At 48.1% G+C, this 13,676-nt stretch carries 11 protein-coding genes; 8 read left to right on the top strand and 3 right to left on the bottom strand.

From position 1 onward, the window contains the following. Positions 1-11 precede the first annotated feature (11 nt). From OZ401_RS11190 to OZ401_RS11165, 6 genes are all read left to right on the top strand, one after another. Entirely contained in the window at positions 12-710 is a 699-nt protein-coding gene (locus tag OZ401_RS11190) for an NfeD family membrane protein (RefSeq protein WP_341468321.1), read from the top strand. 40 nt (positions 711-750) lie between these two features. Beyond that, entirely contained in the window at positions 751-2,301 is a 1,551-nt protein-coding gene (locus OZ401_RS11185; RefSeq protein WP_341468320.1) for a flotillin family protein, read from the top strand. Between the two features lie 282 nt (positions 2,302-2,583). Next, the gene (locus OZ401_RS11180) at positions 2,584-5,049 is read left to right on the top strand and encodes a serine/threonine protein kinase (RefSeq protein WP_341468319.1); all 2,466 of its coding nucleotides are present in this window, start codon (positions 2,584-2,586) and stop codon (positions 5,047-5,049) included. A gap of 138 nt (positions 5,050-5,187) precedes the next feature. Next, positions 5,188-7,041: an SUMF1/EgtB/PvdO family nonheme iron enzyme gene (locus OZ401_RS11175; RefSeq protein ID WP_341468318.1), complete on the top strand. Its 1,854-nt coding sequence runs from the start codon at positions 5,188-5,190 to the stop codon at positions 7,039-7,041. Between the two features lie 185 nt (positions 7,042-7,226). Next, a complete protein-coding gene (locus OZ401_RS11170) occupies positions 7,227-7,760 on the top strand; it encodes an NUDIX hydrolase (protein WP_341468317.1) in 534 nt (177 codons plus the stop codon). After that, on the top strand, positions 7,750-8,142 hold the full coding sequence (locus OZ401_RS11165) for a Rieske (2Fe-2S) protein (protein ID WP_341468316.1): 393 nt from the start codon (positions 7,750-7,752) through the stop codon (positions 8,140-8,142). The genes OZ401_RS11170 and OZ401_RS11165 overlap by 11 nt, the downstream gene beginning before the upstream one ends. On the opposite strand, the gene OZ401_RS11160 is transcribed toward OZ401_RS11165, so the two are convergent. The 3 genes from OZ401_RS11160 to OZ401_RS11150 form a co-directional block, all read right to left on the bottom strand. Then, positions 8,114-9,301: a metallophosphoesterase gene (locus tag OZ401_RS11160; protein WP_341468315.1), complete on the bottom strand. Its 1,188-nt coding sequence runs from the start codon at positions 9,299-9,301 to the stop codon at positions 8,114-8,116. The two genes, OZ401_RS11165 and OZ401_RS11160, sit on opposite strands and share 29 nt — an antisense overlap. Before the next feature lie 23 nt (positions 9,302-9,324). Then, positions 9,325-10,443 (bottom strand): GGDEF domain-containing protein, encoded by a 1,119-nt coding sequence (locus OZ401_RS11155; protein WP_341468314.1) that lies wholly within the window; start codon positions 10,441-10,443, stop codon positions 9,325-9,327. A gap of 324 nt (positions 10,444-10,767) precedes the next feature. Beyond that, positions 10,768-11,922, bottom strand: a complete 1,155-nt coding sequence (locus OZ401_RS11150; RefSeq protein ID WP_341468313.1) for an IS3 family transposase — start codon at positions 11,920-11,922, stop codon at positions 10,768-10,770. Between the two features lie 162 nt (positions 11,923-12,084). On the opposite strand from OZ401_RS11150, the gene OZ401_RS11145 reads away from it, so the two are divergent. After that, positions 12,085-12,213 (top strand): hypothetical protein, encoded by a 129-nt coding sequence (locus tag OZ401_RS11145; RefSeq protein ID WP_341468312.1) that lies wholly within the window; start codon positions 12,085-12,087, stop codon positions 12,211-12,213. Positions 12,214-12,444: 231 nt separating this feature from the next. Next, the gene (locus OZ401_RS11140) at positions 12,445-13,671 is read left to right on the top strand and encodes an ArsA family ATPase (protein ID WP_341468311.1); all 1,227 of its coding nucleotides are present in this window, start codon (positions 12,445-12,447) and stop codon (positions 13,669-13,671) included. Positions 13,672-13,676: the final 5 nt, after the last annotated feature.

Raw genomic sequence — 13,676 nt, 5'->3', positions numbered from 1 at the left:
AGATGGCAGACATGGAATGGCTAAGTGGTTTGTTTCTGGGCTGTTTCATTTTCGGATTGGTATTCACCGTTGCTTCGTTCTTGCTAGGCGGCTTCAGCCACTTTGGCGGGCATGATAGCCAGGTTGCGCATGATTCCGGGGCTACGCATTTTCACGCCGGACACCATGCCGTTCAATCCCATGGCACAGGACATAATGATAATGGAAGAGCGGGCGGGTTTGGCTGGTTTAGTTTTAATGCGCTGGTAGCTTTTCTAACCTGTTTCGGAGCAGGCGGCTTTATTCTAAGCGAATATGGTGTGCCGGAAATATTTACAGTGCCGGGCGCACTTGCTATCGGGCTGGCAGCCTATTTTTTGGTTTACCTCTTTATTGTTAAATTGCTGATTCCGGCGCAAACTCCGGTTATGCGCGAGGAGGATTATAACCTCTCTGGCACAGTTGGCAAAGTAACCGGCACAATCTTCAAAGGTGGTTTGGGGGAGGTAACCTACACCAAATTTGGCACTACCCGCGCTATTCCGGCGCGCAGCGTTAAAGACAAAGAATTACCCCATAATTTGCAGGTGGTAATTCTCAGCGCCAAAGATGGAGTCGCGGTGGTAGATAACCTTGAGGAATTGTTGGCGGGAAACGAGCAGAAAAAATGGGAAGAATCGGGCGTGTTGATAGAGGCTCCCGTACTTGAGCAGGAAAAAGACAAAGCGTAAATTAAAATCGTGGGGATTCGATTGCTGAAAGGCAGGAAATATGGAATTACCAGTTATAGTCGGTTCGGTGGCAGGCGTGGTGGTGCTGCTGCTGTTAGTTCTCGCCGTTTCACTCTACCGGAAAGTTGCTCCCAATGAAGCCCTAATCGTATTCGGCGGTGGCGGCACACAGGTGACGGTAGGGGGAGGGCGCGTGGTATGGCCCTTTATTCAAGAATCAAAAAAGCTATCGCTTGAGTTGATGAGCTTTGATGTTGCGCCCCAACAGGAATACTATACCCGGCAGGGTGTAGCAGTAATGGTTGAAGCGGTAGCCCAAATCAAAGTTCAAAATGATCCAATCAGTATTCGTACCGCCTCCGAGCAATTTCTCACCAAATCTCCGGGAGAACGCGAGGGTTTAATCCGGTTGGTGATGGAAGGACATTTGCGCGGGATTATCGGGCAACTGATGGTTGAGCAAATTGTAAAAGAGCCTGAAATGGTAGCGGAACGTATGCGCGCCAATAGTACCGACGATCTCCATAAAATGGGATTGGAAGTTATTTCGTTTACCATTCGCGAAGTGCGCGACAAAAACGAGTATATCGCCAATATGGGCAAGCCCGATATTGCGCGTATCAAGCGCGATGCGGATGTGGCAACTGCCGAAGCTGAACGCGATACCGCCATTAAACGAGCGCAGACTTTGCGAGAAGCCAGCATTGCCCGTGCGGAAGCTGACCAAGATCGGGTAATTGCGGAAACCGCTTCGCAAACCAAACAGGCGGAAGCTACTCGCGACCTTGAACTAAAACGCGCTGAGTATATGGGTTCGGTGCAACAACAAAAAGCCAGTGCGGATAAAGCTTACGATATTCAGTCTGCCATAATGGAACAACAGGTAATGCAGGCGAAAGTAAGGGTGGAACTGGTTCGCAAGGAAGAGGAAACCAAAGTACAGGAAGCCGAAATTGCGCGCCGCGAAATGGAGTTGAACGCTACTATCCTGAAGCAGGCTGATGCTGAGCGAAGAAAAATCGAAACTATGGCGGAAGCAGAACGCAATCGCAAGGTTCTGGAAGCCACCGGACAAGCGGAAGCAGTACGTTTGCAAGGTCAGGCTGATGCTGATGTAGTGGTGCTACGCGGTAAAGGTCAGGCGGAAGCGATTCGGCAACAAGGTTTGGCAGAGTCCATCGTTATCAAGGCTAAGGGCGAGTCCGAAGCCGGAGCGATGAATCTCAAAGCTGCCGCCTATCATGAGTACAATCAGGCGGCAATTCTGGATAAATTGTTGACCGGTATCCCTGAACTGGCGCGGGCAATGAGCGAACCGCTCTCAAAGGTGGACAAGATAACGATTGTCAGCACCGGAGAGGGCAACGGACGTGGCGGTATGGGCGCAAATCAGATTACAGGCGATGTTACAAAGATGATGGCGCAAGTGCCTGCTTTGTTTGAATCGCTTACCGGGATGAAGATTTCAGATTTAATGGAACAAATTCCGGCTATCAAGCAAGCCCTTAACGGCAACGGCAATTCAAACGGTTCGGCACATGTGGACGCGCTTGTACAAGAGATAAAGCCGGATGCGCAAAACGCTAACTAACGTTGTTACACGTCAGTAAAAGGAATCTGGAATAAAGGGGTGGATGATCGCCGTTAGCCTAAATATTAGGTAGCGGTAGGTCACTCACCTCTTTTTATTCAAGAAGAAAAACAGGCAATGGGCTTAAGCCCTTGTATTTATCCGAAAATTTGCCAAAGCAGTATCCATTGTCTAGTGCATTTGAGTAGAAAAACATTGTAGAATAGCAACACACTTTAGCCCGTAACAAACAAACTGAAAGCAGAATTCAGTCATATATTCCAATCAGGAGAAGGATTCGGAATGCAAGATCAATGGTTTCAGAACTTACTGAATGAAAATGCATTGCTGGGTAACCGTTATCGTCTTGGCAAAATGCTAGGGCGTGGTTCATTCGGGCAGGTTTTTTACGCGGAAGATACTAAATTCAAGCCTGTGCGTGGGGTAGCCATTAAAGTGCTGCATCCTCAATTTCTTACCGATCCGCATGTGCGGGAAGAAATTAGCACAGAGGCGGGCGTGCTGGCACGCTTTAATCATCCACATATTTTAAGAGTGATTGACTTTGAACTGGATGAGAACATCGCCTATATTGTCACGGAATTGGCGGAGGGTGGTTCGCTCTCAGGTTTGATTCGCCCCAATCCTGCGCTTCCTCCGGTACAAATGCCCCTGTTACAAGTTGCGCAATACTTGGATAATATTGCTAATGCGCTGGACGAAGCCCATAATCAGGGATTGGTGCATCGCGATATCAAGCCGCAGAATATTTTGCTGGATAAAGCCGGGCGACCGATGTTGGCAGATTTTGGATTGGCTTCCGCGCTTGGTAGCACTGCCTCTTCAGTTATGGTTAGCACCACTTCCAGTGGAACGCCGCTTTATATGGCGCCGGAGCAATGGGCTGGTCAGGTTGGCAAATCTACCGATATTTACGCGCTTGGGGTGGTGGTTTATCAGCTAATTACGGGCTACCCGCCCTATCAGGGCAATCAAGAGTCGCTGGCATGGCAGCATTTTAACCAACCCGTACCGAAGCTCTCCGAACGCGCACCTGAGCTTGTGTACCCGCCTGCTCTTGACACTTTAATTGCGCAAGTGCTGGCAAAAGACCCTAAACAGCGCATTCGCCCTGCCGGAGAGTTTGCCCGGCGTTTCCGCGAGGTTGTTACCGGGAGTGCTCAGCCTTCCGCCCAACCCACCGGCAATTATGCCCAACCGCCGAGCCAACCATTTGCACCTGTTTCTCAGGTTAATACCACTCAGCCTACTTTTGCCAGCCCACCGCCAATGCCGGGAGTAGTTTCTCAGGTATCATCCCAAATTCCAACTGTACCACTAAGCCAGTCGGGCAACTGGCAGCAACCGCCTGCCCTAATGCCTTTAATTTCACAAGGAAACTGGCAACCGCCTGTCTCGCCACCTAGCGCCCCATATTCCTACCCGGTAAGCCCGTCCCCTCGCCGTTCCTCTTCGTTGTCTTTGATTTTGATAGGAATCGTGCTATTGCTTTTGGTGGGTGGCGGGCTTGTCATATTCTTGCTCTTATCTAGCAATTCTAGTTCTACCACTCAACCAACAGCAGTGGCAGCCGCAACCGTTGCTACGCTTACTCCGGGCAACAATACCGCTTTAAGCGGAACATCTGCGCCTCTATCCAGTAATCCCGCTGGTGGAACGGTAAGCGGTAGCACCACCTGTCCAAGCAGTTTACCGTCACCTGCTCCTGCTCCTGCGCTAGAAGCCGGAAAAGGGCAGATTCAATTGGAAGTGCTAGAAACGGTGTGTAAACTGGCAAAAGGTAGCGACGTTTTCGTGAAGGTTTACCTGCAAGGTGATCGCAATAATGTAATTACGCAGGATGGAGGGAATAGCCGCTTGAATCTGTCTGTACCTCCCGGAATCTACGAATTAGAGGTGTCCTATGCCAACGGTATCAAACAAGTGAGTGCGCCTATTGAAGTAAAAGCAGGACAAATCAGTCGGCAGAGCGTGGTTTTACATGTGGGCATGGCGCAACTTGAGGTGCAGGAAAGCGTTGGTAAATCCGCCAAAGCAAGCGATGTCTATGTGCGGGTATATACTCAGGACGACCACAATACTGTTATCACGCAGGATGGCGGCGCAAATAAACTGAGCTTCGTGCTGCGCCCCGGTACGTATGATTTAGAGGTTAGTTACTCTAACAATATCAAGCAAACTTTGCCCCCTGTAGAAATTAAAGAAGGACAAACTGTCAGCAAAAGTATTAATCTCGGAATAGGCAAAGCACAATTGGATGTTTTTGAAGTGGAAGGTAAAACCGCTAAAACAAGCGATGTCTATGTGCGAGTATATAAAAAGGACGACCCGAATACGGTAATAACGCAGGACGGCGGCGCAAATAAACTGAGCTTTACTCTGCTGCCCGGTACATATATTCTGGAAGTGAGCTATGCCAATGGCATCAAGCAGAACGGCGCACCTATTGAGATAAAAGAGGGGCAAACAACCAGCCAGACGGTTGTGTTAGGGGTGGGGCATCTTGAGCTTGAAGTTGCGCTTGCCAATGGCGGCGCTATAAAAGGCAGTGATGTTTATGCAAGAGTTTACAAACAGGACGATAACAATACCGTTATCACGCAGGACGGCGGGCAAGCCAAACTCAGTTTTGTGTTGCTACCGGGTGTCTATGAGGTAGAGGTGAGCTACACCAACGGGGTTAAAGTGACAGGCGCACCCATTGAAATTAAAGCCGGGCAAAGCGCCAGCCAAACCGTCAAGCTGTAAATTTGGAACAAGGATTGAGGCAAGGGGTTTAAACTCCTTGCCGCCATTCTCCCCTATTAAAATCTCTATTTGTTGGTACAAAACCACGTTCGGTTTGTATTACGTTTCCTTTGCCAAAAGCAATTTGCTATAATAGCTATGTTTAGTAAACTTACACTATTAGCCGCAAACAAGCCACGCCATTATACGCGAGGGGATACCTGTACCAATGCGCTTTACTCTGAACCAACGCTGTACCAACGCCGCTATGCCGGAGAAGTCCACCCCCACCGCGTGTTTTCGCAACCGGGCAGAAGGGAGTCCGGCATGAGTGAGCGCGAGAATTTGCAAAACTTGCTGGAACTAACCAAACGCCGTTTGGCAATTTTGGAAGAGCAAAGGGCTGTATTCGGTGATACCAACGTACCTCCACAGGTCTTAATCCAGATTCAGGATGCTGAAAAGGAAGTTGCCGACTTCGAACAGAAGCTCCGGCAGATTGCGCCCAACACTGCCCCCAATAATAGAAAATTGCTGGTACAGTTTGAGCAGTCGGTATTTAACCGCGATTGGGAGACCGCCATTTCGCTCGGTGAGGAAATTCTAAATCATAATTCCAGTAATCCAGATTTTGAAAAAAGCCTTGCTGCCGCCTATTACGCCCGCTTCCAAGCCCATTTTGAGAAAAGCGATCTGGAAAGAGCCTTTACCGACCTGACCAGCGCGATTCACCTGAACCCCCATGAGCCTGAGTATTTCTATTGGCGGGGAGTTGTCCACCACAATCATACTAACTATAACTCGGCTATTGCCGACCTGACCACCGCCATAAAACTTGCGCCTGACTATCCGCACCCTTACTACTGGCGCGGCGATAGCTACCTTAAACGCAACAAGCGGCAGCAGGGCATGGCTGATATAAAAGCTGCGCTGGAAAAATACAATGCCGCCTTACAGGATAGCGCCGATGACCACGAGCTATTATACGGGCGTGGGCTGACGTTGCTGGCATTAGAGCAGTGGCTGGCGGCTAAAGTCGATTTTGAAGCGGCATTACGCTATGCGGTTGAGCCGTTTATTTTTATGGCAAAAGATAAGCTGGCAAAACTGGAACCGATACTTCTGAAGCAAGAGCAAGAACACCTGTTGCTCGAACTGGAGAATCTCAGTACCGACCACCAACGCCGCCTGAAAATCGGTGACCGCTTGAGCGAAATCGGCGATCCGCGTCCCGGCGTGGGAGTAGCTGCCAATGGCGTACCCGATATAACATGGCTATCGGTGTTTCCGGGTGGTACGCTGAAAATTGGGGAACAGCCCTTTGAAATTCAGCCCTTTTATATTGCTAAATATCAGGTAACTTACGCCCAATATGATGCTTTTGCCCAAGCGGCAGATGGCTATAACAACCCGGAGTGGTGGCAGGGCTTCCCGAAAGAATACCAGCCCCAAAAGTTGAGCGAGCAAAAGCAAAAAGGGTTGAGTAACCCGCGCGATAATATTTCGTGGTATCAGAGCATGGCGTTTGGGCGATGGCTGAATCGGCGCATGCAGGGCTTGCAATTGCCCAATCCGGGCGGTGCGAGCCAGCCATTAGTGGTGGGCGAAAATGCTCAGGTGCGTCTGCCGACCGAATGGGAATGGCAGTGGGCGGCGCAGGGTGGCAGCCAACAGCGAGAGTATCCTTGGGGGAAGTGGCAGGAAGGTTATGCCAACATTAGGGAAGTGGGTCTGCAACGAGCGGTTGGGGTGGGCATGTATCCGCAGGGAGCGGCGGTATGTGGGGCAAGAGACATGAGTGGGAACTTGTGGGAATGGTGCTTGAACAGGCGTCAGCCGCCTTCGGAAGCGGCGGTGGACGGCAGCGGGGAGTGGTTCGTGGTGCGAGGTGGGTCTTTCTTCTTCAATCGATCTCTTGCGTCCTGCGTGTCCAGCCTCAACAGCACTCCGCTCAGCGTTAGCGACTTTTTCGGTTTTCGGTTGGTGGTGTGTTCCGCTATTGCGCCACTCTGAACTCTGAATCCTCTGAACTCTGAGCCTCTGGCGCTCTTTCCTCTAAATTAACCCAAAAATCTTGGGAGAGGGGTAAGGTCAAAGAGGGAAGGGTAAAGAGAACTCCGTACGCGCGTAGCGCCACCCGAAAATTTTGGGTTGTGGCTGATTTTGTTTTTCCCGCGCCCCCTGCTAAAATATAGCGCATGAGCGAAATACAACAAGAATGGCAATATTATCGAGTGTCGCAGGGCGTGCTGGCGCATCAGGGCGGCGTGCTGTTGGTAGCCAACGACTATGGCTACCCGGAATTAATGTGGTCGCTGCCGGGCGGTAGGCTAGAACCAGGCGAACAGCATAAAGAGGGGTTGCGGCGCGAGTTTCTGGAAGAAACGGGCTTGCAGGTGACGGTGGGCGAACTGCTCTATGCGGTTGATTCTCGTTCCGAGATAGCGCACAAGCAATTTGTCACGCTGGTATTCGAAGTGAGTTTAACCGCGCCAGAGGTTGCACCTGAGCCGATAGCGGAGGTGAACGGACCAGTAAAAGAGGTGCGCTTTGTGCCTTTCGCGCAAGTGCCGGAATATATCCACCGTCCTAGCATGGGCGAAGGGCTTCTGAACTATCTTATTCATGGTAAGGCAATGCCGCGTTACTTTATCTACCCCGAATATCTCACCACCAAATGGCAACCGTTGCGCTGGCAACCTACTACGCCGGAGCGTCCCGATGTTCCGTAAACAGGGCAAGAAGGAAAACGAAATGGCGCAAAGCGGCTTCGTGAAAGTGGCGCGCGCTTCGGAAATCAAGCCGGGACAAATAAAAGAACTAAAAGCCGGAAGCGCGAAAGTGGCGGTGGCAAACGTGAGTGGGCAATACTACGCCTTCTCACCGTGGTGTCCCCATCAAGGTTGGCCCCTCTGGTCGGGTGATTTAAAGGGCGAACTGGTGCGCTGCTATCTGCATCGCTGGCAATTCAACGTGCGAACAGGCGAGAACGAAGCGCCGGGCGGCATTCCCGTAACCCTGCCCACCTATCCGCTCAAGGTGGAGGACGGCGAAATCTGGGTCGATATAACTAACGTAAAACCCTTCAGAGTCGATTCGGCGGAACAAGCGTAAGCGCCGATATTTCAGGACGCGCAAAAAGCCGAATACGCGGCGTATTCATCCCCTCAAAGCCCAAGCCCCTTGTCACGTAAAGCCTAGTATTGCCCGGATTAGCCAACTTGTACAAGCCAGCCGCATATTCCGTACCGTAGCGACTGGCGGTAAAAATTGCCCCTACAAAGGGCAGCGCAATTTGCCCGCCATGTGTATGTCCTGCCAGATACAAATTTATATTAGCAAGGCTTTTTTCTTTGGCAAGATCGGGCGTATGGTAGAGCAAGATTTTGTAAGCATCCGGGTTTAACTCCGCGCTTAAATCCTCAAGCATTTGCCCGTCATCCCGGTAATGGCTAGGGATACCGAGAATTTCAATTTTGTTATCGTTAATTTCCAGCCGCGCAATTTCATTGTTGAGGAAATGGACGGGTGTACCCTGCAAAGCTGCGCGTGTCTCCGCAATATCATCCACCGAACCGCCCACCGCGTACACCCCGTAACGTGCCTGAAGATTCATAAAAAAACGGTGCATATCGGCGTAGGTTTCAGGCTGGTAATGGTCAACGTTTATAAGATCGCCGCTGACGAGCAACAGGTCAGGCTCAAGCTTGCGGATAGCGGCAAGCGCCTCATCCTCGCGCCGTCCCCATCGCTCCATATGCAAATCGCTGAACAGCACGATTTTCAAGGGAGGCGAACCGGGGGCAAAACTGGAGGCAGGCAGGGTAGTATAGGTGGTATCCAGCCAGAACGGCTCGATATACGCGCCATAACCAAGCAACAGCAACAACGCCAAATGTCCGGCGTAATAAGCGCGGGTCAAAAATTTCCAGTTCTGGTGCAAGCGTTTTATTTTTACCAATAGTGAGAATAGAAGTAGGGTAAAGCCAAACAATAAAAGGTAAAGCACCCCGAAAACTATAATCACAGGTTGCGCTGCCCCATAACTGGTTCCGGTGGGGTTCAATAGCGAGATCAATAACGTGAAAACGAAATATGCGCTCAGCGTTGCCATTACCAAATGCCCGATGAAACGCTTACTCTCCTTGTGCAGACGGTGAAGCCGAATAGCCCCTAACAGCCCAAACCCAATAGAGAGCAGAATAAACGGTATTAAAAGTTTTAGTTGTACTAAAGGGTCACTGTTAAATATTCCAAAAACATAGCCAAGCAAAAACAAACCTCCAAAAAGCACCTTTATACAAAGCAGATGCGATTGCGCCCGCCATTTTTTGCTTCATACAGCTTACTATCGGCAGTTTTAATCAATTCGATGTGGTTAGATACTTTATCAGCTTCTGCCAGACCGATGCTTAAAGTTACGTTCAAGCCGTGAGAAATCCAATCCCAGTTATAATTTTCGGTAGCTTGCCTGATTCTCTCGCAAATAATATTTGCAGCAGTATGCAGATCGGTTTCGGGGAAATAGATAATAAATTCCTCACCACCGTATCTTACAATACTATCAACGGCAGTACGGCAATTTTGTCTGAAAATATTTGCCAGCGTTACCAATACCTGATCGCCTGTATGGTGGCTAAAGCGGTCGTTTATGTGCTTGAAGTGGTCAACATCTAACATAGCCAGGGTTAGCTTACGTTCAAGGCGACGTGCTCTTTCAAATTCTCTCGGAAGGTCTGCATCGAGATACCGCCGGTTATTTAATCCGGTTAAACTATCCTCAATGGCTTGTTGTGCCAGCATTTCAGCCTGTGCTTGCACCAGATTATGGGTTTCAGCCAGTTTAGCGTTAAGCTCTGCAATTTTGGCGTGTTGGTCACGCGCTTTGCGCATTAAGGTCATAGCCGCCCACGTAAAGATGGCGCCGATTAGCCATGAAATTTCAAATAGATAGGGCTTGTTGTCTGTTAGGTAGGGTAGGGCGAGCGCCAGATAAAAACAAACTCCGAGGAACAAAGTATAGCCCAGACTGGCATAAACCGGTAGCACAAAAGCAGCCTGTCCCACCAACGCAAAAAGCATATAGCCCGTGATCGTAAAATTATCAAATATACCCAGACTCATCATTAGAATAGTTTCTCCTACCAGAAAAGCAATTCTTAATGAAATAGTGGTAGATGGTCCGGGTAGAAAAAAATCAGCGGGCAGCAGGATTATCCAGATTACGCCAAGCAAAAGAGTTTTGAAAATATTATCAGGGGTGTAGAAAAAAATGATATTGACAATATAAGCTAACAGAAAAGAAGCCCAGATTGAAAAAAATACCGGCGCAGTTTCAGTATGGGCGGGTTTATAAGGTATGTATGAATGTATCCACTGATGAAACAAGTTAAAACGACGTGATACCTTGAGCATTTTATAATGACACTTCCAGCATGGTTCTAGCGAAAAGCACGCTTTAGGCGTGATTTGGCAGCAACTATTCCACGTTTTGTACTCTGCTAGTTTTTTACGCTTTATTGGTACAATTTTAGAAAATAAACCTTACGTACTGCCTTACTATTTGTATCAATAGTTAGATTATATTTAAAAGAAAAGTTAAGCACTATAATTTAGCTCACAGTGATTACCCAATATTATGAAATGACCCAGTTTGTCAAGACAAAAATAAAAGCTTGGTTAAGGAGTGATACAGTCCTTTCTATAGAACTAATAATGTTAAATAGCTAGTAACTCTTTTTAGCTCTTTAACATAATTACTGGTGTCACGGTATTGAAATAAACCTGAGCCGGTGTCTGATATTTCAAAGCCTGATGAGGTCGAGTATTATTGTAGAAATCGAAATACTCACCAATCCCTAGCTTTGCTTCTTTGGGGTTCTCAAATTGTGCTAAATAAACACACTCATATTTTAAGGAACGCCAGAGCCTTTCGGTGAAAACATTATCTAGTGCTCGCCCACGTCCATCCATACTTAACTTTACACCTGCGCCCAATATCAAAGCAGTGTATTTAGGACTGGTAAAATGACTACCTTGGTCACTGTTAAAGATCTCCGGTTTTATCTTCGCCAACGCTCGCTCGGTAGTTCTAAGCACAAAATCGATTTCCAGAGTATCAGATAATTCCCAACTTACCACATATCTGCTGTACCAGTCGATGACAGCCACCAGATAAAGCCAACCGTGTTTGAGCTTGATATATGTGATGTCGGTACCGAATACCTGAGCGGGTCTGGTTATAGCCAGGTTCCTTAAGAGATAGGGATATACCCGCTGCTTTTGATCTCGTTTCGAAAGATTAGGACCAGGATAGATTGCTTCTAGCCCCATCTCCCGCATATAGTTTTGCACCGTTTTGCGGTTGAGGTGCTTGCCTTCCCGCAGTAATTGTTGATGAATTCGCCGATATCCATAAAAAGGGTAAACGGTGTAAATCTCATCAATTCGGTGTTTGAGCTCAATTTCTCGTTCGGTTGGTGCTACTGAGCGGTAGTACAAACTGGAACGGCTAATTCCTAGCAACTCACTTTGTTTTGAGAGTGAAAGTTCAGCTTTTTGGGTTTCGATTAGGCTTAATCTGACCGACCTGGGCAAAGCCTGCTTCACTTTTTTTTCTAACCACCTGAGCTGTGTAGTCAGGCGACCTATTTCGGCGTAAAGTTGTTCTTTTTCTTGTTCGTACTGTGCGGTCAGCAGCGCGATTTGCTTCTGAGTACGCTCATCAAAGGATTGTGGCAGACCTTTTAGAGCCAGTTGTTTCCATTTAGTGAGCATATTCGGATGAATACCATATTCAGAAGCTATCTGGGTAAGGGTTTTATTACCTTCCAGCACTTCTTGCACTCTTTGAGACTTAAATGTGGGTGAATACTTTTTTCTAGGTGTTGTCATGTTTTTAAGTATACACCTTACCAAACCCTTTTTAGTTGTTCAGTTCTTCTGGTTCATTATATTATTTAGTTGCATAACTATCATTTGTTTTTGGAAAATCTCTCTATTGTACCTCACCCCACGTAATACTTTATACTATTGGTGAATGAGGAGAAGTGAGTTATGCAACAGCTTACAATCGAAGAGGTTTTGAGTGGGTTGGGAGTAAACCCTCGTATTCTTTCTGAGGTTGAGAAAAAGATACTGGACGAAAAGGGCTATCTGTATTGCACCCTGAACAGTTCGATTTGAATACGCGCTATCTGCTAGGGGTATAACTGTTCTGAACCACCTAGCAAGCATTAGCGGTTCCTTCTGCTTAATTGTTATTTGCGTGTATCTCCAATCTTACTTACATTTGCCTATTGGTTTTCAGTAACCAAAGCATATGTTATAATTCATTCAGCTATCACTAATACGCTTGTTGGAATCACGGGCGACTGCTTAGCAAGCATACTTAGTTTAGAAATTAAGGGTAAGCATTTGAGAATCATCGTTTACACCGGCAAAGGCGGCGTAGGTAAGACAAGTATTGCCGCCGCTACTGCTCATCGTTGCGCCGATCTTGGTTATCGCACTATTGTGATGAGTACAGATGCCGCCCATAGCCTTGCCGATTCCCTAGACAAACCGCTTGGTCCAGACCCTGTACAAGTAAGAGATAATCTGTGGGCACAGGAAGTTAACGCTCTCCACGAGATGGAACGCAACTGGGGCATTATTCGGGATTTCTTGGTGGAAGTGTTGGCATGGCAAGGGCATAATGATATTGCTACTGAGGAAATGGCGGTTATCCCCGGCACCGAAGAGCTTTTTAGCCTGATTCAAATTAAACGTCACCATGATAGCGGTAATTATGATGTAATAATCGTTGATGCCGCTCCTACCGGAGAAACTCTGCGTTTGCTAAGCCTGCCCGATGCGCTACATTGGTGGCTTGAAAAAATCTTCCCGACTCTGCGTAGCGTTATGAAATTGGCACGTCCCCTTCTTAGTAAAGTTACTAATTTACCTCTCGCCAATGATGACGTGTTCAGTAGCCTCGAAGACATCCTAGAACGCTTGAAAAAGGTGCGTGATATTATCAGTGACCCTAATATCAGCTCAGCTCGTATCGTGGTCAACCTTGAGCGAATGGTTATTCGCGAGGCGCAACGCAGTCTTACCTACCTGAACCTGTTCGGTTACAACGTGGATGCGGTGATGATTAATCGGGTGCTAACCCCCGAAATGATTGAACGTTCGCCCGCTCGCGCCCATGTCGCGGAAATGCAGGATAAATATCGTAAAGAGGTTAATGACTCCTTTGCGCCCCTGCCACTATTTCCCGCTCCTCAGTTTGAACATGAAATAGTGGGTGAGCAAATGCTTCGCCAACTGGGTATAGAGTTGTTCGGCGAGAAGGGTGACCCTACTCTCTTTTATTTCAAGGGTCAAGCGCAGCAAATCACTAAAGAAGGTGATAACTACAACATGCGCCTGAAACTGCCTTTTGCTACTGAGGATGATGTTAAGTTGATGCAGACCGGCGATGACCTTGTAATTGAGGTGGGCTGGTATAGGCGCACTATTGTGTTGCCAACGGCACTGGCACGTTGCACGGCGGTAGACGCTACTTTTAACGGCGATACTTTGGATGTTATATTTGCCGCACCCAAGCCCGTATTTGATACATCCAAAGCGCAACCTGCTGGTAACGTTCGTAAATAGATAGA

Source organism: Candidatus Chlorohelix allophototropha (genome assembly GCF_030389965.1).
In the GTDB taxonomy this organism is placed as follows: Bacteria; Chloroflexota; Chloroflexia; order Chloroheliales; family Chloroheliaceae; genus Chlorohelix; species Chlorohelix allophototropha.
This window is presented reverse-complemented; position numbering and strand designations above follow the sequence as displayed.